Annotated in this window: 19 protein-coding genes and 1 tRNA gene; 13 read left to right on the forward strand and 7 right to left on the reverse strand. The window is 59.2% G+C overall.

All coding sequences use genetic code 11. The annotated features are described in order from the left end of the window. Positions 1–56 precede the first annotated feature (56 nt). Positions 57–821, forward strand: coding sequence for an NIPSNAP family protein (locus tag BR48_RS0108085; protein WP_027230830.1), 765 nt, complete (start codon positions 57–59; stop codon positions 819–821). On the opposite strand, the gene BR48_RS0108090 is transcribed toward BR48_RS0108085, so the two are convergent. The 4 genes from BR48_RS0108090 to BR48_RS0108105 form a co-directional block, all read right to left on the reverse strand. Further along, entirely contained in the window at positions 758–2,014 is a 1,257-nt protein-coding gene (locus BR48_RS0108090) for an acyltransferase (protein WP_036813548.1), read from the reverse strand. The genes BR48_RS0108085 and BR48_RS0108090 overlap by 64 nt on opposite strands. 95 nt (positions 2,015–2,109) lie before the next feature. Continuing rightward, positions 2,110–2,661, reverse strand: coding sequence for a hypothetical protein (locus tag BR48_RS0108095; protein WP_027230832.1), 552 nt, complete (start codon positions 2,659–2,661; stop codon positions 2,110–2,112). A 146-nt stretch (positions 2,662–2,807) separates the two neighbouring features. Beyond that, positions 2,808–2,883 (reverse strand) — tRNA-Ala (locus tag BR48_RS0108100). Between the two features lie 149 nt (positions 2,884–3,032). Continuing rightward, entirely contained in the window at positions 3,033–3,422 is a 390-nt protein-coding gene (locus tag BR48_RS0108105; RefSeq protein WP_027230833.1) for a TIGR02300 family protein, read from the reverse strand. Between the two features lie 234 nt (positions 3,423–3,656). On the opposite strand from BR48_RS0108105, the gene aroA reads away from it, so the two are divergent. The 4 genes from aroA (at position 3,657) to rpsA (ending at position 8,250) form a co-directional block, all read left to right on the forward strand. Further along, positions 3,657–5,012: a 3-phosphoshikimate 1-carboxyvinyltransferase gene (aroA, locus tag BR48_RS0108110; RefSeq protein ID WP_027230834.1), complete on the forward strand. Its 1,356-nt coding sequence runs from the start codon at positions 3,657–3,659 to the stop codon at positions 5,010–5,012. Positions 5,013–5,097: 85 nt separating this feature from the next. After that, a complete protein-coding gene (locus tag BR48_RS0108115) occupies positions 5,098–5,442 on the forward strand; it encodes a hypothetical protein (protein WP_027230835.1) in 345 nt (114 codons plus the stop codon). 347 nt (positions 5,443–5,789) lie between these two features. Next, complete coding sequence (gene cmk, locus BR48_RS0108120) at positions 5,790–6,428, forward strand: (d)CMP kinase (RefSeq protein WP_027230836.1); 639 nt, start codon at positions 5,790–5,792, stop codon at positions 6,426–6,428. Between the two features lie 121 nt (positions 6,429–6,549). Continuing rightward, a complete protein-coding gene (gene rpsA, locus BR48_RS0108125; RefSeq protein ID WP_027230837.1) occupies positions 6,550–8,250 on the forward strand; it encodes a 30S ribosomal protein S1 in 1,701 nt (566 codons plus the stop codon). Between the two features lie 71 nt (positions 8,251–8,321). On the opposite strand, the gene BR48_RS0108130 is transcribed toward rpsA, so the two are convergent. Beyond that, a complete protein-coding gene (locus BR48_RS0108130) occupies positions 8,322–8,909 on the reverse strand; it encodes a hypothetical protein (RefSeq protein WP_027230838.1) in 588 nt (195 codons plus the stop codon). A gap of 426 nt (positions 8,910–9,335) precedes the next feature. Between BR48_RS0108130 and BR48_RS0108135 the strand changes: the two genes are divergently transcribed. Further along, a complete protein-coding gene (locus BR48_RS0108135) occupies positions 9,336–10,352 on the forward strand; it encodes a LacI family DNA-binding transcriptional regulator (protein ID WP_027230839.1) in 1,017 nt (338 codons plus the stop codon). Between the two features lie 123 nt (positions 10,353–10,475). Continuing rightward, positions 10,476–11,444, forward strand: coding sequence for a complex I NDUFA9 subunit family protein (locus tag BR48_RS0108140; protein WP_027230840.1), 969 nt, complete (start codon positions 10,476–10,478; stop codon positions 11,442–11,444). Between the two features lie 38 nt (positions 11,445–11,482). On the opposite strand, the gene BR48_RS0108145 is transcribed toward BR48_RS0108140, so the two are convergent. Beyond that, positions 11,483–12,289: an undecaprenyl-diphosphate phosphatase gene (locus tag BR48_RS0108145; RefSeq protein ID WP_027230841.1), complete on the reverse strand. Its 807-nt coding sequence runs from the start codon at positions 12,287–12,289 to the stop codon at positions 11,483–11,485. Positions 12,290–12,462: 173 nt separating this feature from the next. Between BR48_RS0108145 and BR48_RS0108150 the strand changes: the two genes are divergently transcribed. The 3 genes from BR48_RS0108150 to BR48_RS0108160 are packed head-to-tail and all read left to right on the forward strand — an operon-like array spanning position 12,463 to position 15,215. Continuing rightward, positions 12,463–13,155, forward strand: coding sequence for a glutathione S-transferase family protein (locus BR48_RS0108150; protein ID WP_027230842.1), 693 nt, complete (start codon positions 12,463–12,465; stop codon positions 13,153–13,155). Positions 13,156–13,203: 48 nt separating this feature from the next. Beyond that, a complete protein-coding gene (queG, locus tag BR48_RS0108155; RefSeq protein WP_027230843.1) occupies positions 13,204–14,346 on the forward strand; it encodes a tRNA epoxyqueuosine(34) reductase QueG in 1,143 nt (380 codons plus the stop codon). Beyond that, positions 14,346–15,215, forward strand: a complete 870-nt coding sequence (locus tag BR48_RS0108160) for an SDR family oxidoreductase (protein ID WP_027230844.1) — start codon at positions 14,346–14,348, stop codon at positions 15,213–15,215. Before queG ends, BR48_RS0108160 begins: the two co-directional genes overlap by 1 nt. Before the next feature lie 9 nt (positions 15,216–15,224). On the opposite strand, the gene BR48_RS0108165 is transcribed toward BR48_RS0108160, so the two are convergent. Beyond that, on the reverse strand, positions 15,225–16,265 hold the full coding sequence (locus tag BR48_RS0108165) for a zinc-dependent alcohol dehydrogenase family protein (protein ID WP_027230845.1): 1,041 nt from the start codon (positions 16,263–16,265) through the stop codon (positions 15,225–15,227). A 179-nt stretch (positions 16,266–16,444) separates the two neighbouring features. On the opposite strand from BR48_RS0108165, the gene mepA reads away from it, so the two are divergent. The 3 genes from mepA to BR48_RS0108180 all read left to right on the forward strand — a co-directional run bounded on the left by mepA (position 16,445) and on the right by BR48_RS0108180 (position 19,062). Further along, entirely contained in the window at positions 16,445–17,410 is a 966-nt protein-coding gene (gene mepA / locus BR48_RS0108170; RefSeq protein ID WP_245273413.1) for a penicillin-insensitive murein endopeptidase, read from the forward strand. Positions 17,411–17,525: 115 nt separating this feature from the next. Next, the gene (locus tag BR48_RS0108175; RefSeq protein WP_027230847.1) at positions 17,526–17,954 is read left to right on the forward strand and encodes a methylglyoxal synthase; all 429 of its coding nucleotides are present in this window, start codon (positions 17,526–17,528) and stop codon (positions 17,952–17,954) included. A 79-nt stretch (positions 17,955–18,033) separates the two neighbouring features. Further along, a complete protein-coding gene (locus BR48_RS0108180) occupies positions 18,034–19,062 on the forward strand; it encodes a glucokinase (protein WP_027230848.1) in 1,029 nt (342 codons plus the stop codon). The last annotated feature ends 69 nt before the right edge of the window (positions 19,063–19,131 follow it).

The raw sequence follows: 19,131 nt of genomic DNA on the forward strand, positions 1-19,131 counted from the left end.
AACAGGACAACCGGTCTTTTATTAAAACAGGACGCCCTGTTTGTTTTGGAGGATGAATGTTCACGACTGTTGAAACCGCCCATCCTACGGACTGCGAGCCGGGGCAAAGCCCGATCATGGAGCTACGCCGCTACAGGTTGTATCCAGGGCGACGCGACGAACTGATCACACTCTTCGATGCTGAATTCATTGAAACCCAGGAAGCCTGCGGCATGCGTGTCATTGGCCAGTTCCGTGATCTCGACGATCCTAATGCATTTGTCTGGCTAAGGGGATTTTCCGGCATGCGAGAACGGCATGCTGCGCTGACAGCATTCTATGACGGACCCGTCTGGGCGAGACATCGCGATGCTGCCAATGCGACGATGATTGATTCCGACGATGTGCTTCTCCTGCATCCCGCAGGCGATTCGGGAGGCTTCAGGTTTCCAGATGCCCGACCCGGGCATGGCTGCGAGCAGCCCTCCCCGGCAATCTATCAGGCATTGACATATAGACTGAAGGAACCCGCTGAAAACGCGTTTCACTCATTTCACCGCAATGAACTGGAGCCCATACTCGACCGGATTGGCGATATACGCATCGCAATTTTGGCTTCGGAGCATAGCGAAAACACTTTTTCTCGGCTTCCCGTGCGGCTCGGAGAAAATGTTTTCGTGGTCTTTTCGCGCTTCGACAATCTTGCCGCCCATGCCGATTTCAACAGACGACTGACAAACGACACTGCATGGCAGCGCGCGCAGGAGGCGCTGGAAAGCTATTTGATCGCGGATTCCATCGTAGCAAGGCTTTCGCCGACGGGCCGCTCCGCGTTGCGCTGAACCTGCGGCTGGCGCTCACCAGCTGCGGCGACCGAGTCGCGTTCCCTACGCTGAATTCTGCGACCGAGTTCGATGCCAGGCCGCTCGACCAGAACGTGCGCCGCCAGCGCCGCGAGAACCAGCACAACCATGACCACGCATATCACGATCCAATAGTATGCGTCGGCGGCCAGAGCGAATGCACGCAACGGCGGAATGGCGAAGATTGAAAACAGCGCGAGGCCCTGCATCAGATAAATGCAATAACTGATTTCTCCGAGCCGGATCGAAGGCCGCGCGACCAGCAGCCCGAAAAGCGTGCCGCCGCTTAGCATCAAGTAGAAGGACGCTCCGATTAAGATAGACACATCCGGGCGATAGGATGTTTCATAATTCATTCCTATGACTGCGAGTATCGCGGCAATCCCGAGCGACGCAAACGCGGGATGCAGCCGCAGCACCAAACCTTCATCTTCAAGCGATGCGCACACCATACCGAAGCCAAAGAGCGAATAGAGCGCAAACTGCCGGTCCGGCGAGATCAAGGCAAAGATCAGGGCCAGCACCGTTGCGAGCACCACGAAGGGCAGGTGCAGGCGATCACGCCACGCAAAAATTGCAAGGAAAGGCAGCGCGAAATAGAAAAGCCATTCATATTGCAAGGTCCATGTGACCCCCGCCGTCAGGGTGCCTATGCCCGGGGCACCGTTTATCTCGACAAGCGGAAAGATACCAAGGGACAGGTTTTGGACGAGTTCCATGAAAAACTGCGGCGCTGGCACGTTCAGCCGCGCGCCGGACCTGACGAACATGATGGCCATGGCGATCGAGGCGACAAGCAGGTAGACCGGGCCCAGCCTGAACAGGCGGCCTAGCATGAGACTGGCAAAATCAAGCGATCCCCTCGCCCTGACGATCTTGCCCCAGAACAGATAGCCCGTGATCACGAAAAAATAGGCAACACCCAATTGTCCGGCCAGGGTGTAGAAGCGCGACGGTGGCACTGCCCAGGCGCCATTGCGCATGAACTCATAGTAAATGATGGAATGGTGGAGCACGACGGCAAGTGCCAGAAATCCCCGCAGCCCATCCACCGCATCTATGCGCCGACCCCTGGCTGGACCGAATCCCGCCCGATCGAAGACCGGTAGGCAAGCGAGCAGCATGACCAAGCCAATAGCGATGAATGATGGCCAAATGGCATAAACGGTCATTCAGGAGCGGTCCACCATGGACAATTTACCCGGCATTCGCACATAAACCGGAGTGATGCAACGCCCGTGCGGGCGGCACATCTCCTCGTAGTTGATCACGATATATAAACGTCCCAGGCCACAAGCGGCAAATACGCAATTGTCAGCGCTGCGTATACCTTGCGCGACCTGGCGAAGAAGGTTGCGACGGGCAGTACAATCATTGGAACGTCCGTCAAAGCCCATGCAGACAAAGGCGACGATTTGAAAAAGAAAATATTCACGAGGAAAGCGAGCAGGAGGAAACCAGTCAGCGATAGGAGAGCGTATCGCCCGTCATGTTCAAAATAGGCGCGCAGCCCGTTTTTTTCATCCTCACTTCTGCTCGGCAGCATAAGCGCTGCCGATAGGAAGAGCATCAGAGTGAGGAGAACAAGGAAGATAAAATCTGGGAAAGAAAACGTTGGCTTCACAGATGGCAGCAGGGTAATGGCCCACCAGTATTGAAGTTGGATAGTGAACAGGATTGCCGCCCATGCGAGCGACACCCAGTCAAGCGGACTTTCGCGCCGGATGCGGAACACAGTGACCAAGCCAAGCAGAAGGCGTGTCACCCCCAGGCCCAGGACCATTGAGAGAACGGTTACAATCCTGCCGAAGTCGGTCATAGCTACAGATCGCCGTTTTTCTCAGGAGAAACAACTCGGCCTGTTGTAAACTGGCATTCTTAACAAATCGCATTGGCACGCCAAATTGGGCTCGGGTGTGCTCCGATGTGAGATTTCCAAAAGAGATCGGATTGTTTTATGAAGTTTGGTGGAGCCAAGCGGGATCGAACCGCTGACCTCTTGCATGCCATGCAAGCGCTCTCCCAGCTGAGCTATGGCCCCATTCCAATCGGCCGAAAAGGCCGCGCCGGGTAAACCGGCAAACTATTCGGCAAGGTCTGGCGCCTTGCCCGGGCGGGTACTTATCTCCCGCCGCCGGGAAGATCAAGTCCTGTTCGCCGGTTATTTTCGACGAACAGGATTATTTGAAATCAATTCTCGTCGTCGTCGCCAATGCCGCCGCCGAGGATATCGGTGACGTCGTCGTCCTCGTCTTCCTCGTCTTCGGCAAGGAACGTATCGTCGTCGTCGGAATCTTCCACCTCGACATCGACATCATCGCCGAGGTCCGGAACATCCTCGCCGCTGTCGGCATCCGCATCCTCGAGCGAAACGAATTCCGGCTTCTCGAGCGCTACGTCGAGTTCTTCGGTTTCGACTTCTTCTTCCTCTTCGCGCGCGGCGGCCGCGGTCGAATCGAAGTAGCTGAGCGGGTAGCTCTTGCCCGTATACGGCGAAACAATCGGATCGCGGTTCAGATCGTAGAACTTCTGCCCGGTCTCCGGGTCAATTCGCTTGGTGCCAAGTTTGGGATTTGCCACGTTTTGCCTCGCGTTCTGGCTGCGCCCGCATCCGGTCAACATTCAGGTCCTAAACCCGACCGTGCATGCAAGCGCTCATCAAAAATGGATTTCTGGTCCCATAAACGCAATTCAGCGTATTTGTCAAAGTGAAAAAAGCCCGCACACGCGAATGCATTTGCGAGATGACCGCATCTTCAAGCTGTGTTACCAACGCGGCCGCACCCTGCCAGCCCTTTTCATTGTGATTGCTCCATGTCCCACACTTCATTGCCCCGCCCCGCTACCGCCCGTCGCTCGAAGGCCCTTTCGGGCGATATCCGCATCCCCGGCGACAAGTCGATCTCGCATCGCTCCTTCATGTTTGGCGGCCTTGCCTCCGGCGAAACCCGTATTACCGGCCTGCTCGAAGGCGAAGACGTGATCAACACCGGTCGCGCCATGCAGGCCATGGGCGCGAAGATCGCCAAGGACGGAGATGTGTGGATCATTCAGGGTACGGGCAATGGCTGCCTTCTCGAGCCGGAGGCTCCGCTTGACTTCGGCAATGCCGGAACCGGCGCACGCTTGACCATGGGTCTCGTCGGCACCTATGCGATGGAGACGACGTTCATCGGCGACGCCTCGCTCTCGAAACGCCCGATGGGCCGCGTGCTCAATCCCTTGCGAGAAATGGGTGTGCAGGTCTCGGCCGCGGATGGCGACCGCCTGCCGTTAACGTTGCGCGGTCCCAAGGCGGCGGCCCCGATCACATATCGCGTGCCGATGGCGTCAGCGCAGGTCAAATCAGCCGTGCTTCTCGCCGGCCTTAACACTCCGGGCATAACGACCGTGGTCGAGCCGGTAATGACACGCGACCACACCGAGAAGATGCTGCAGGGTTTCGGTGCCAATCTTTCGGTCGAGACGGACAAGGACGGCGTCCGCCATATTCGTATCGAGGGCCAGGGCAAGCTTACCGGGCAGGTCATCGACGTGCCGGGCGATCCCTCCTCGACGGCCTTCCCGCTGGTCGCGGCGCTGCTCGTCCCCGGCTCCGACATTACCATTCGCAACGTGCTGATGAACCCGACGCGCACCGGCCTCATCCTGACATTGCAGGAAATGGGCGCAAATATCGAGGTTCTCAACGCGCGTCTTGCCGGCGGCGAAGACGTCGCCGACCTGCGCGTGCGCTCGTCCGAACTCAAGGGCGTCAGCGTGCCGCCGGAGCGCGCACCCTCGATGATCGACGAATATCCCGTCCTCGCGGTCGCAGCGAGCTTTGCCATGGGCGAGACGCTCATGCACGGACTCGATGAACTGCGCGTCAAGGAATCGGATCGTCTCTCGGCTGTCGCGAACGGGCTGAAAGCCAATGGAGTCGATTGCACGGAAGGTCCGGAAAGCCTCAGTGTGCGCGGCCGTCCGGACGGCAAGGGCCTTGGCGGCGGTACCGTCGAGACGCATCTCGACCACCGGATCGCCATGAGCTTCCTCGTCATGGGGCTTGCCGCCGAAAAGCCGGTGACTGTCGACGACGCGACGATGATCGCGACGAGCTTCCCGGAGTTCATGGAGATGATGACCAGAATGGGCGCGGAGATTTCCGAAGACGGCGCGCAAGGCTAGATCGGTTCCGATTGCGCATGATTGCATCTGAACAATCCGCACAATTATCAGCATGCCGTGCGCCCGACCGGGAGCGCCTCGGACAATGAGCGCGCTCCTTTCGGCCTTCACGGTCTATTTCCTCTACGCCATGTCGAGCGTTCCTTGCCTGGTCTGGGCCGGACGCACCGCTTATGCCGGCACGATCGCCAGCAGGGAGCCCCGGCCATGGCCGGGCACGGCCAGAACAATCCTGTGGGTTGCGCTTCCTTTGCTCTTGATCTTCCTTTATGCGTGGAATGTGTCTGACACTGCATCCGGTGCAGTGAATGCAGAGGCTGAAGGCGCCAGCGATTGGATGCCCTATCAGTTTCTGCTCTTGCCATCGGCGCTCGGTTCGATCGCCGGCTACGGCATAGGCTTTATCACGGGCAAGATAAGGGTCGCTTGATGTTTTTCCTGCTGACGTCATTTGCCATCGTCGCCATTCCCTATGCGGTCGAACGCGTGGGCCTTCGGGTCCGCTTCGGCCTGTTTGCGCTGCTTTTCTGGCTCTTCATCTTTCAGTTCGTTCTCATTTTCCTCATCGATACGATACTGCAGAATTTTGCCGCCACACTGCCCGGCTGGCTGGAATCGATGCTGTCGACCATCGGCGGGTTTGCTTTTGTGACGATAGGCATCACCCCGATCATCACGCTGGTTCTTGCGGCTGCCTACTCGCTGTTTGCGCTCTGGCAATGGGCTTTCGACAAGGAAGAAAAAGAAGACGCAGCACCGCCTCAGACGCATTTCACGATTGCGATCGACGGACCGGCCGCTTCGGGCAAAGGCACGCTTGCCCGCCGTATCGCCGATGCCTATGGCTACCACCACCTCGATACAGGCCTTACCTACCGCGCCGTGGCGAAATCGCTCATGGATCAGAACATGCCGCTCGACGACGAGTTCCTTGCCGAAAAGGCAGCGCGCAGCGTTGATCTTTCGAGGCTCGACCGGGATGTCCTTGCCGCCCACGACATTGGCGAGGGCGCGTCGCGTGTCGCGGTGATGCCGGCGGTGCGGCGCACGCTTGTCGCTGCACAGCAGAGTTTTGCGGCACGCTCACCGGGCGCGGTGCTCGATGGCCGCGATATTGGCACGGTGGTTTGCCCGGATGCACCGGTGAAACTCTATATAACTGCCTCGCCCGAGGCGCGCGCCAGGCGCCGCTACGACGAGATCAGGTTGAATGGCGGTTCGGCGACGTATGAGGATATCCTCAACGATTTGCGGCGCCGCGACGCACGCGACATGGGCCGAACCGATTCGCCCTTGAAGCCCGCTGGCGACGCGCACTTGCTTGATACGACAGAAATGGATATAGAGACCGCGTTTCTCAGTGCCAAAACCCTGATCGATCAGGCCTTGGCGCGAAACACGCATTCTAAACGATAACATTTGCCGCCATCCCATGCACCGGATTGCCCTTCAAAGGGCGGGTTGGCATGCAAATGAACCGCAACTCGAACCACCGGTGCTGTGTCCGATGTATTTTCCGGACACGCCAGGAGTATGTATGTCTCAAGCCAATCCAACGCGCGAAGATTTCGAAGCTCTTCTCGCCGAGTCCTTTGCCACCAACGACCTTGCTGAAGGTTATGTTGTAAAGGGCCGTATCGTCGCCATCGAAAAAGACATGGCGATCATCGACGCCGGCCTCAAGGTTGAAGGCCGCGTTCCGCTGAAGGAATTCGGCGCCAAGGCCAAGGACGGTTCGCTCAAGCCGGGCGATCTCGTCGAAGTCTATGTCGAGCGTATCGAAAACGCTCTCGGCGAAGCCGTTCTGTCGCGTGAAAAAGCACGCCGCGAAGAGAGCTGGGTCCGCCTTGAAGAGAAGTTCAATCGCGGCGAGCGCGTCGACGGTGTCATCTTCAACCAGGTCAAGGGTGGCTTTACCGTCGATCTCGACGGCGCCGTTGCCTTCCTGCCGCGTTCGCAGGTCGACATCCGTCCGATCCGCGACGTCACCCCGCTCATGCACAACCCGCAGCCATTCGAAATCCTCAAGATGGACAAGCGTCGCGGCAACATCGTTGTCTCGCGCCGTACCGTTCTTGAAGAGAGCCGCGCTGAGCAGCGCTCCGAAATCGTCCAGAACCTCGAAGAGGGCCAGGTCGTTGAGGGCGTGGTCAAGAACATCACCGATTACGGTGCGTTCGTTGATCTCGGCGGCATTGACGGTCTGCTCCATGTGACCGACATGGCATGGCGCCGTGTCAACCATCCGTCGGAAATCCTGTCGATCGGCCAGACCGTCAAGGTCCAGATCATCCGTATCAACCAGGAAACCCATCGTATTTCGCTCGGCATGAAGCAGCTCGAAAGCGATCCGTGGGATGGCATCGGTGCCAAGTACCCGATCGGCAAGAAGATCACCGGTACCGTCACCAACATCACCGACTACGGTGCATTCGTTGAGATCGAGCCCGGCATCGAAGGCCTGATCCACGTTTCGGAAATGTCCTGGACGAAGAAGAACGTGCATCCCGGCAAGTTGCTCTCGACCACGCAGGAAGTCGAAGTCGTTGTTCTCGAAGTGGATCCGGTCAAGCGCCGCATCTCCCTCGGCCTCAAGCAGACGCTCGACAATCCGTGGACGACCTTTGCAGAGAAGTTCCCGGTCGGCACGATCGTCGAAGGCGAAGTCAAGAACAAGACCGAATTCGGCCTGTTCATTGGCCTCGACGGCGACGTGGACGGCATGGTTCACCTCTCCGACCTCGACTGGAACCGTCCGGGCGAACAGGTCATCGAAGAGTACAACAAGGGTGATGTCGTCAAGGCTCAGGTTCTCGACGTCGACGTCGAGAAGGAGCGTATCTCGCTCGGCATCAAGCAGCTTACCGGCGACAAGGTCGGCGAAGCCGCTTCCTCGGGCGAACTGCGCAAGAACGCCGTTGTAACCGTTGAAGTCACCGGGATCACCGATGGCGGCCTTGAAGTTCGTCTGGTCGACCACGACCTCGACACCTTCATCCGTCGCGCTGACCTCTCACGTGACCGCGATGAACAGCGTCCGGAACGCTTCACCGTCGGTCAGAAGGTTGACGCCCGCGTCATCGCCTTCGACAAGAAGACCCGCAAGCTGCAGGTCTCGATCAAGGCGCTTGAAATCGCCGAAGAGAAGGAAGCTGTCGCACAGTACGGTTCGACCGACTCCGGCGCTTCGCTCGGCGACATTCTTGGCGCTGCGCTGAAGAAGCAGGAAAAGAACTAAGCGTCTTTTCCAGCCAAACCAATGACCCGCCGGTGCAAGCCGGCGGGTTTTTCTATGGGCGTCTGGCAGCGTCAGATCGTGTCGAACTGCACGAGGATGAAGGCGATCTGGACTATAAGGGCGAGGCAGACGAGAACGATCTGCGCGTTCGGACGGCGAAGATAAATGCCAAGGCCCGCAATGGCGATGAGGAACAGATTGCGGAAGGGATATTCAGGGCCGAGCGAGCCAAAATGCGCCTTGCCCTTCATCGCAGTATCAAAGAAATCGACGACAAAAATCGCGATCAATATGCCGAAATACCACGCCTTTCGTGACATGAAGTAGTCTTCATAGCCGGAATAGCCCTCCATGCTGTCGGGGAAAAGCAGCGCGCAGGCAAGGAAGTGAATACTCGCGAAGAAGATGACGAAGAGATAGGCCTCGAAAGTCCATTGCACGAGTTCGTGCAGGTAAAACTCGAACCACCAGAAGTGCACGACGGTGAGAAAGGTAAAGAGCACCCAACCGAGATGCACGGCAAATATGTTCTTGCGCTGGGGATGCTGGATGATACGTGCGACACCGGTCAGCAGTCGCGAGACGCTCAGGCCGAGGATGATGCCGATGATGACGCGCACATGGGTGAAGACTTCCGGATCGGGTATGCGGCCTTCCAATGCGTATCCTCCCCCGTCGTAAGCATGAACTGGAAGCTTTATGCTAGCTGAGTGCAAGATTGATGCAAACCACTGGCCCAAACGCCCCCCGCGAAGGTGTCAGGTTTCGTGCCTGCCGTTGCAAAGGCATCCGAAATATTTCTATAGCTCAAAGGTATTAGCTTTACCCTCTTCGCAAGAATTAGTTTCATGATAATGTTTTCCAGGAATTGATCCGGAGTAATTAAGATCTTGACGCGCGTGAGGCTCTCTGCAACTTTCCGAAAAATTGATCGCGCCCCATCAATCAGGTGATGTATTGCGCCGTCTTAGTTTTGAGCAAAAAATCATTGTGATGATAAGCGGCAATTTCCGCGCGCACCGGCTTTTTTGAGAGCAAGCTGACAGCAAGCAGGAATCCAGACGGTGAAAAAACCTATCAAGACGATGGAAGATTTTTCCGAGTTCGTCGGGCTGTCGCGTCCGACGGTTTCGAAATATTTCAACGATCCGAATTCCGTCCGAAGTTCCACACGCGCCATCATCGAGGCCGCCGTCAAGCAGTCTGGGTTTCGGCCCAACATCTTTGCCGTCAATCTCAATCGCCGCCGCACGAATATACTCGGCATCATCGTGCCGAATTCGACCGATCCGTTTTATATGGCGTTGACGCGCCGGATCGAAGGCATTGCCGAACAGGCGGGCTACCTTGCATTTGTCTTGAGTTCCGACGGCAAACCGGAACTTGAAGAACGCGCCATCGAGACCTTCAAGTCGATGAACGTCGCGGGCGTGATCATCGGCCCTCTCGGCGTGCAGTCGCATCATGAAAAGCTGCGCAAGCTCGGCGATTCAATTCCGCTCGTTTATGTCGATTCACCGCTTGATGCCACCTCGGCCTATGTCGGCACCAATAATCGCCAGAGCTTCAAGCTGATCGTCGATTATCTGACGCGTTCCGGCGAGCCGCCCTGCTATTTCGGCATGGCGCTCGTCAACAACAACGCACTGGAGCGGCGCGACGCTTATACGGAGGCGATGACTGACCTTAATTTCGAGCCCCGCGCCATTCCAATCGAAGAGCATGCCAATTGGGATTTCGAGAAGTATGCCTTCGACCGGACGACGCGCATCCTGAAGGAAGGGGGATTCCCCACCAACACCGTATTTTGCGCCAATGACCGGATCGCGTTCGGCGTGGTGGCTGCTGCATACCAGGCGGGACTGAAGGTCGGACGCGGACCCGACTGCCAACTGCGCGTCGCCGGGCACGATGACCAGCCGCTGTCGCGCTATATGTGTCCGCCGCTGACGACAGTGGCGCAAAACTACAACGAGATCGGCCGGCTTGCGATCGAACTGCTGTTCAATAAGCTCGGCGAGAACCAGGACTCCAAAACGCCCCTGCCTGTGGATTCCCGCATCCTTCTTAATGCGGAAATCAAGCTGCGCATGTCGGCCTGACGGGATGCGAGCGCGGCAACGCGCCGCGAAGAATGCGGCGCAACGACCCTTTGCCTTCATCCAAAAAGGCAGTAAACAGCTTGGAAATATGCGGCCGCAGTTTCATTCCCATAGGAGCGTTCGATGACAATCACCAAGCCAAAACTCGTCACCGTTTTCGGAGGCTCCGGCTTTATTGGTCGCTATGTCGTGCGTGCGCTGACGAAGCGCGGCTACCGGGTTCGCGTCGCGGTGCGTCATCCGGAGCTCGCATTTCACCTGCAGCCCCTCGGTGGCGTCGGCCAGATCCAGGCTGTCCAGGCCAATCTGCGCTATCGCTGGTCAGTGGATCGCGCCGTCGCGGGATCGGACCATGTGATCAATCTCGTTGGACTCCTGTTCGAAGGCGGCAATCAAAAGTTCGGCACTGTGCATGATTTTGGCGCGCGTGCCGTCGCCGAGGCTTGCCGTGCGGCGGGCGTTCCGCTGACCCATATGTCGGCCCTCGGTGCAGACCCGAAGTCACACTCGGCCTATGCCAGCACCAAGGGCCGCGCCGAGGCTGCGGTGCGCGATATTCTGCCGGACGCCGTGATCATCCGGCCGTCGATCGTCTTTGGCCCTGAGGACAATTTCTTCAACAAGTTCGCCAATATGGCGCGGTTGTCGCCGTTCCTGCCTTTGATCGGCGGCGGACATACCAAGTTTCAGCCGGTCTATGTCGGCGATGTTGCCGAGGTTATTGCGCGCTCCGTTGACGGGGCCTTGAAGCTCGGCGAGACCTATGAACTTGGCGGCAATGAAGTGCTGACGTTCAGGCAGTGCCTCGACATCGTCCTGCGCGTGATCGGCCGCAAGCGCTGGTTCGTCTCGCTTCCCTTCTGGGTTGCCCGCCTGCAGGGGCGTATCATGGGCATGCTCCCCAACCCGATGCTGACGCGAGACCAGGTTCTGCTGCTGCAAAAGGATAATGTGGTGTCGAATGCTGCCAAGGCCGAGGGGCGGACTCTGGAGGGCCTCGGCATTCAGCCGGAAACAGTCGAGATTATCCTGCCATCCTATCTCTGGCGCTTCCGCGTCCACGGGCAGTATTCAGCGCAGAAGCCCGCCTAGGTCGCCCGCAACGGGAGACCCATTGAAGGTCCGCCGTCTCAGCGCATGAGGATAAGGGCGACGAGGCCCAGCGTTCCAACGACAAGACGCCACCAGGCGAACAGGCCGAAACCGTGGCGTGACACGTAGTCGAGCAGATAGCGAACCACGAAGACGCCCGAAATGAAGGCTGCGATAAAACCGACCACGATGAGCGATGCATCGTTGAAGGTCAGGATATGGCGGTTTTTGAAGAGGTCATAGGCGAACGCGCCCGCCATGGTCGGCATGGCAAGGAAGAACGAAAATTCCGCCGCCGAACGCTTGTCCGCTCCGAGCAACAGCGCGCCGACGATGGTGGCGCCCGAACGCGACGTTCCCGGAATCATGGCGAAACACTGGATCAGCCCGATCTTGAAGCACAGCGACAGTGGATAATCCATGACGTTGGTATAGCGCGGCTTCAGGTCGAGGCGATCGACCCAGAGCAGGATCAGGCCGCCAAGAATCAGCATCACGCAGATGAGCATCGGCGATTCGAACAGCACGGTCTTGATCAGGTCATGCGCGAGAACGCCGATGACCACGGCGGGCAGGAAAGCGATAAGCACGCCGGCGACGAAGCGGCGCGTCTTCGGATCGCTCGGCAGATCGCGTGCGATCTTGAGGAGACGGCTGAAATAGACGGTGAGGATAGCCAGAATCGCGCCGAGCTGGATCAAAACCTCGAAGGTCTTGCCGTTTGATTCAAAGCCGAGGAAATGCCCGGCGAGCAACAGATGGCCGGTTGACGAGACCGGTATAAACTCTGTTAACCCTTCCAGCAGACCAAGGAAAAGGGCTTCGACAATCGTCTGTGATTCCATGATATCGCTTTCATGACGGCGCCGGGAGCGGTTGGTAACCGGCTATTGGTGAAATCGTGTTTACTTGTCTCATGCAGCGCTTGCGCCTATAGCTTTGGGCGCAGACTCAAAGCGGTGCCGAGAAATACGACGACGCCGAATAAAATGCCAGTTTGAAAGATCCGCTTACAAAGATGCTGACGCTCTTCCATCATCCCATGTCCACCGGCTCACGCTATGCGCGCCTCATCCTCAATGAATATGACATCGAGGCGGAACTGATCGAGGAGAACAGTTGGGCGCGACGCAAGGAATTCCTGGCGCTCAATCCCGCCGGGACACTACCGGTGCTCCTCGCCGAAGGCGACGTGCCGATCTCGGGGGCCTCCGTAATCGCCGAATATATCGATGAGACGCGCGGCGCGCTGAAGCGCAGCCGCCGCCTGTTTCCGGAAGATTCGCTGAACCGCGCCGAAGTGCGCCGGCTGATTGACTGGTTCCTGTCGAAACTCGAAAACGAAGTAACGCGCCATATGGCGCGCGAGCGCATCTTCAAGCTGCACATGACGGCCGAACAGGGCGGCGGCGCTCCCGACTCTACCGCCATCCGCGCGGCACGCTCGAACATCACACAGCACATGAAATATATCGACTGGCTTTCGGCGACCCGCAATTGGCTTGCCGGTCCAACGCCGAGCTATGCCGACATGGCGGCCGCAGCATCGATTTCGATCCTTGATTATCTCGGCGAGATCAAATGGGCCGAGTACAAGGCCGCACGCGACTGGTATACGCGCATGAAATCGCGCCCGTCGTTCCGGCCTCTGCTTTCCGACCGCGTGCGCGGACTTCCACCTGCATCGCATTATGGCGATCTGGATTTCTGAGCCAAACCGCTGCAAGCTAGCGAGTTCAAGGGTCCACGGGACTTTGCCATGCGTGCCGGCCAACCGGATAAGCTGAAACAGTTCATCATCGATGAGGCCCGTGCGCACGGCTTTGATCTCGTTGCGGTGACGCGTCCCGACGCCATTCCGCAAGCCGAGGAACGGCTCCGCCAGTATCTGGCGCTCGGCCGCCATGCCACGATGGATTGGATGGAGGAAACGGCACTCAGGCGGTCGCGCCCAGACGCGCTATGGCCCGAGGTGCGCTCCGTCATCGTCCTCGCCATGAATTACGGGCCCGACAGCAATCCGCTTGAGCTTCTCCAAGAACGGAACAAGGCGGCCATATCTGTCTACGCGCAGAACCGGGACTACCACGACATCATCAAAGGCAAGCTCAAGGGCATCGCCAGCCGTTTCGTTGCGCGCGCGGCAGGCGCGGACGTGAAGGTCTTCGTCGATACGGCGCCGGTGATGGAAAAGCCGCTCGCCGAAGCCGCGGGCGTCGGCTGGCAGGGCAAGCACACCAATCTCGTCAGCCGGAGCCACGGCTCCTGGCTGTTTCTGGGCACGATTTTCACGACGGCGGAACTTCCCGCCGACGAGCCCGACTCCGACCATTGCGGGTCGTGCCGCGCCTGCCTCGATGCCTGTCCGACGCAGGCTTTTCCCGCACCCTATCAGCTCGATGCGCGCCGCTGCATCTCGTATCTTACGATCGAACACAAGGCACCGATCGCGCCGGAATTCCGCAAGGCGATGGGCAACCGCATCTATGGCTGCGACGATTGCCTTGCCGTGTGTCCCTGGAACAAGTTTGCCGAAAGTGCGCGCGAGGCGAAGTTGAAGGCGCGCGAAGATCTGAAGTCGCCTGATCTCGCGTCGCTGCTTGGCCTGGATGACGCGGCATTTCGCGAGCTCTTTACCGGTTCTCCGATCAAGCGCATCGGCCGCGATCGTTTCATCCGCAACGTCCTGATCGCCAGCGGCAATTCGGGCAGGTCGGAACTCATCGAACGTGTGGAAGCGCATCTCGCCGACCCTTCGCCGCTGGTGCGGGGCGCGGCAGTGTGGGCGCTCGGCGAACTCTCGGAACCGGAACCACTTTCGGCCTTGCGAATGCGCCACGCAGCTCATGAGAACGACCTGGACGTCTTGACCGAATGGCGGAATGCTGTGAAAAATCAATAATGCAGATTTTTCTTTTCGGGGCCGGATATTCGGCACGCGCATTCGCCAGGATCATGGCCGGTCAAGCGGACTTTATCGGCGGGACGACGCGTGACGCGAGCAAATTCGCCGCGCTTAAGCAGGACGGCATAACGCCCTATCTTTTCCATGGGACCCATGCCTCGCAGGAAATCGTCGATACGCTGGCGAGCGTAACCCATATCGCCGTTTCGACATCACCGGGCCAAAGCGGCGATCCGGTACTGGCCCAGTTCACGCCGACCATTGCACGCGGGATGCCGAAGCTGCAATGGATAGGCTATCTCTCGACGGTGGGCGTATACGGCAATCATGGCGGCGCGTGGGTTGATGAAACGACGCCGTGCCACCCGGTCTCCGCCCGGTCTGTCGAGCGCGTCGATGCGGAGAAAGGCTGGCAGGAGCTCGCGAACCGGCGGGAAGTGCCGCTTGCGATCCTGCGTCTGTCCGGCATCTATGGGCCGGGCCGCAATGCATTCGTCAATCTCTCGAACGGCACCGCGCGCCGGCTCAACAAGACTGGACAAGTTTTCAACCGTATTCACGTCGACGATATTGCCGGGGCCCTCCGCTTTCTCGCGACCCGCAACGAGGGGGGCATCTTCAACATCACCGATGACGAACCGGCGCCACCGCAGGACGTGGTCGCCTACGCGGCCGAATTGATGGGCGTCGAACCGCCCGAGGAATCCGACTTCGAGACAGCGCCACTCACACCAATGGCGCGTTCCTTCTACGGCGAGAACAAACGCGTCTCCAATGCCAGGATCAAGGCGCTGGGCTATACGTTCCGCTACCCGGACTATGGAACCGCCTTTTCAGCTATGTGGCGGGGCGACAGCTGGCGCTGACGCGGGCTGCTAGAACTTCGTGATCACATTGATGCCGGTTCCCTCGAAGCGATCCATGGCCATGAGGGCGGCAGGAGCATCGTCGAGCGTAATCTCCTTGCCGATCAACTTCTGCGGCGCGAGTTTGCCGGTTTCGAGCATGTCCATCAGCGCCTTGTAACGGAACGCCTGCATGCCGTGGCTGCCATAGATTTCAAGTTCATGAGCGATGACCTTGTCCATCGGGATCGGTGCATGCGCATGATCGCCAAGCATCAGTCCAACCTGCACGTGCCGGCCGCGGCGGCGCAGATTGGCGACGGAGTTGAAGCAGGTCGATGGATGACCGAGCGCATCGATCGAGACGTGCGCGCCGCCCTTGGTGATTTCACGGACGGCGCCCACGACGTCTCTTCTCTCGGCGCCGTTCACAATGGCGACAGCACCCAGCGTCTTCGCAAAAGCGAGCTTCTCGTCGGCAAGATCAATCGCGACGACATTGGCGCCCATGGCAGTGGCGATCATGATCGCCGACAGCCCGACGCCGCCGCAGCCGTGCACGGCAACCCACTCGCCGGGCTTGACCCTGGCCTGATCGACGATTGCGCGAAACGAGGTGACGAACCTGCAGCCAAGGCTCGCCGCCGTCGCGAAATCGAGAGAATCCGGCAAGCCGACCAAGTTGGTATCGGCATAGTCGACACCGACAAACTCGGCAAATGAACCCCAGGCGGTAAATCCCGGCTGGAACTGGTTCTCACAGACTTGATGGTTACCGGAATTGCACTCGAAGCAGTGACCGCAGCCGCCGACGAACGGCACTGTTACGCGCTGGCCGATCTGCCATTGCTTCACGTGCTTGCCGACTGCCGCAATGGTTCCGGCAAGTTCGTGACCCGGCACATGCGGCAGGACGATGTCCGCGTCATGCCCCATCCAGCCGTGCCAGTCGCTGCGACAAAGGCCCGTGGCTTCGACCTTGATGACCACGCCGTTATCCGCCGGGCGCGGATCGGCGACGTTTGCAACGCGCGGCGTCTCGCGGAACTTTTCGAAGATGACAGCTCGCATAGTAAGTACCCCTTCGAATCAGAGTGTGGATTCGATCGCATATTGCGACTTGGTGGCGAATCTGGCCATCATAAAGCCCCGATCCTCGACGCAAATTTACCGGGATCACTTGTGGGATAGCGATAATGACACCCAAAGTCCTGTTGCGCCTGATATTCGGCGCGCTCGTTTCACTCAGCATGACAGCGGGGGCGATTGCAGAAGATGGTCCGGCCAAGCAATTGTTCGGCGCGCAGCCCTTGCCGACCCTCGGTGCGCCGCAGTCGGACGGATTCTATGCCAAGGGATGCCTTGCCGGCGGTGTGGCCCTCCCGGTCGACGGGCCAACCTGGCAGGTGATGCGACTGTCTCGCAATCGGCGCTGGGGCCATCCGCGGATGATCAGCCTGCTGGAGCGCTTGTCGCGCGATGCCGCTGCCAAGGATGGTTGGTCAGGCCTGCTCGTCGGCGACATTTCCCAGCCGCGCGGCGGTCCGATGCTCACGGGCCACGCCTCACATCAGGTCGGCCTCGATGCCGACGTCTGGTTGACCCCGATGCCAAAGCGCCGGTTCACCAACCAGGAGCGCGAAACTGTCGAGGCCACATCGATGCTCAAGGGCGACACGCTGTTTGTCGATCCGGACAAGTGGTCGGCGTCCCGCGCCGCCCTTTTGAAGCGTGCGGCGAGCTATCCGGAGGTCGAGCGGATTTTCGTCCATCCTGGGATCAAGAAGAAGCTCTGCGACACCGTCCAGGGCGATCGCAGTTGGATGGCAAAGATCCGTCCCTATTGGGGGCACTATTACCACTTCCATATCCGCATTAAATGCCAAGCCGGATCGCCCAATTGCAAGCCGCAGGAGCCGACCGGCATCGATGACGGTTGCGGCAAGCCGCTCGCCTGGTGGTTCACGGACGAGCCGTGGAAGAAAAAGCCCGAGCCGGCCAAGCCGGTCAAACCGCGCGTCATGATGCTTTCGGACCTGCCCAAGGTCTGCGCGCAGGTGCTCAATGCACCCGGACCGAATTCAGCCGCTGAGGTTACCTATGGTGCCGGCGGTACCGTCGCTGCGCCAGCCAAGGCTGCCGCTCCCGCCGCGGCCTATGCGCCAGACGATGAAACGCTGCCCGAGGACGTACCGGTTCCCGGGCAGAAGCCCTGAGGCGGATCGTATTTCTGCCGCGTGCCGGTCTTTTTTCGCTGCGGCCTTTTCATGCTGTCATGAATTGAGTATAGGGTTTCAATCGATTTAGGGCCGGACCCAAGTTAGAGATTTGATGACACAGCCTTTCCGCCTCGCGCTGATCGCTCACGACCAGAAAAAGGCCGACATGGTGGCGTTCGCCCGCACCTACGAAAAGCTGCTGGCGCCGTGTGAGATCGTTGCCACGGGCACAACGGGCGGATTGATCCAGGAAGCGTGCCCATCGCTCACTATCCGCCGCGTCAAAAGCGGGCCACTCGGAGGCGACCAGCAGATCGGCGCGCTCCTTGCCGAAGGCAAGATTGACGGGCTCATCTTCTTCGTCGACCCGATGTCACCAATGCCGCACGACGTCGATGTGAAGGCCCTGATGCGGCTCGGCAGTGTTTACGACATTCCAATGGCATTGAACCGGGCGACGGCCGAGGTTCTGGTGCAAAAACGAGGCTTGCTGCGTGATGACGCAGCAGACAACACAATCACTGCGGCGAGCGCCACTTGAGCGCAAGCGTGCAGCGACAAGGCTAAAAGCGTATGATCCAATGGTCATACTCAAGAAGGGGCGACGCGAGGAAAGCGATATGGTGACACAGGCAGATACCGACCACATCATGAAATTTCCGATTCTGGTCGGCGATATCGGCGGCACCAATGCGCGCTTCGCGATACTGGTGGATGCCAATGCCGAACCCAAGGAATTCCCGATCATCCAGACCGCGGATTACCCGACAATCGACGAGGCGATCCAGAATGCCATTCTCGATCATACCTCGATCCAGCCCCGCTCTGCTGTGCTTGCCATCGCCGGTCCGGTTGAAGGCGACGAGATCGACCTCACCAACTGTGCCTGGGTCGTAAAGCCGCGGCAGATGATGGAGACCCTCGGTCTCAGCGACATTACCGTGCTCAACGATTTCGAAGCGCAGGCGCTGGCTGTCGTCTCCCTCGAGCCCAAGCACCTCGAAAAGCTTGGCGGCGGCGCGGGCGACCCCCATGGCAGCCGGGCTGTTCTCGGACCCGGAACCGGGCTCGGCGTCGCCGGCATGGTGCGTTCGCGCAATAGCTGGGTTCCGGTGCCCGGCGAAGGCGGCCACGTGGACATGGGACCGCGCACGGCGCGCGACCTCGAAATCTTCCCGCATGTCGAACACATCGAAGGGCGCATTTCCGGCGAGCAATTGCTTTGCGGGCGCGGCCTTCAGAATATCTACCGGGCCATCTGCAAGGTAAGTGGCACTGACGCGACGCTGCAGACGCCGGCGGAAATCACGGCTGCGGGGCTTTCAGGCGAATCGCCCGAAGCGAAGGAAACGCTGGCGCTTTTCGTCATCTATCTCGGCCGCCTTGCCGGCGATTTCGCCTTGACCTTCATGGCACGTGGCGGCGTCTATCTTGCCGGCGGCATCGTGCAGAAGATCGTGCAGCCGCTAAAGGATCCCTCGTTCCGCAAGGCTTTCGAGGACAAGGCGCCGCACGGCGAAATCCTGCGCGAAACCCCGGTCTATATCATCACTCATCCCCTGGCGGCGCTGAGCGGCCTTTCTGCCTTTTCCCGGACGCCCACCCGTTTCGGCGTCTCGACCGAAGGACGCCGCTGGCGCCGCGATTGAGCCGCCTCGCCGCTCTCGCGCGCGGTGCAGGCCGCAGCACAATGGCAACACTCGGCGCCCAGACGCGGT

This window comes from Phyllobacterium sp. UNC302MFCol5.2 (assembly GCF_000686005.1).
GTDB lineage: Bacteria > Pseudomonadota > Alphaproteobacteria > Rhizobiales > Rhizobiaceae > Phyllobacterium > Phyllobacterium pellucidum.

Bases quoted from the DNA above. Each gene is read 5' to 3' on its own strand.
- BR48_RS0108085 (WP_027230830.1), top strand. From the start codon at position 57: ATGTTCACGACTGTTGAAACCGCCCATCCTACGGACTGCGAGCCGGGG.
- BR48_RS0108090 (WP_036813548.1), bottom strand. From the start codon at position 2,014: ATGACCGTTTATGCCATTTGGCCATCATTCATCGCTATTGGCTTGGTC.
- BR48_RS0108095 (WP_027230832.1), bottom strand. From the start codon at position 2,661: ATGACCGACTTCGGCAGGATTGTAACCGTTCTCTCAATGGTCCTGGGC.
- aroA (WP_027230834.1), top strand. From the start codon at position 3,657: ATGTCCCACACTTCATTGCCCCGCCCCGCTACCGCCCGTCGCTCGAAG.
- BR48_RS0108115 (WP_027230835.1), top strand. From the start codon at position 5,098: ATGAGCGCGCTCCTTTCGGCCTTCACGGTCTATTTCCTCTACGCCATG.
- rpsA (WP_027230837.1), top strand. From the start codon at position 6,550: ATGTCTCAAGCCAATCCAACGCGCGAAGATTTCGAAGCTCTTCTCGCC.
- BR48_RS0108135 (WP_027230839.1), top strand. From the start codon at position 9,336: ATGGAAGATTTTTCCGAGTTCGTCGGGCTGTCGCGTCCGACGGTTTCG.
- BR48_RS0108140 (WP_027230840.1), top strand. From the start codon at position 10,476: ATGACAATCACCAAGCCAAAACTCGTCACCGTTTTCGGAGGCTCCGGC.
- BR48_RS0108145 (WP_027230841.1), bottom strand. From the start codon at position 12,289: ATGGAATCACAGACGATTGTCGAAGCCCTTTTCCTTGGTCTGCTGGAA.
- BR48_RS0108150 (WP_027230842.1), top strand. From the start codon at position 12,463: ATGCTGACGCTCTTCCATCATCCCATGTCCACCGGCTCACGCTATGCG.
- queG (WP_027230843.1), top strand. From the start codon at position 13,204: ATGCGTGCCGGCCAACCGGATAAGCTGAAACAGTTCATCATCGATGAG.
- BR48_RS0108160 (WP_027230844.1), top strand. From the start codon at position 14,346: ATGCAGATTTTTCTTTTCGGGGCCGGATATTCGGCACGCGCATTCGCC.
- BR48_RS0108165 (WP_027230845.1), bottom strand. From the start codon at position 16,265: ATGCGAGCTGTCATCTTCGAAAAGTTCCGCGAGACGCCGCGCGTTGCA.
- mepA (WP_245273413.1), top strand. From the start codon at position 16,445: ATGACAGCGGGGGCGATTGCAGAAGATGGTCCGGCCAAGCAATTGTTC.
- BR48_RS0108175 (WP_027230847.1), top strand. From the start codon at position 17,526: ATGACACAGCCTTTCCGCCTCGCGCTGATCGCTCACGACCAGAAAAAG.
- BR48_RS0108180 (WP_027230848.1), top strand. From the start codon at position 18,034: ATGGTGACACAGGCAGATACCGACCACATCATGAAATTTCCGATTCTG.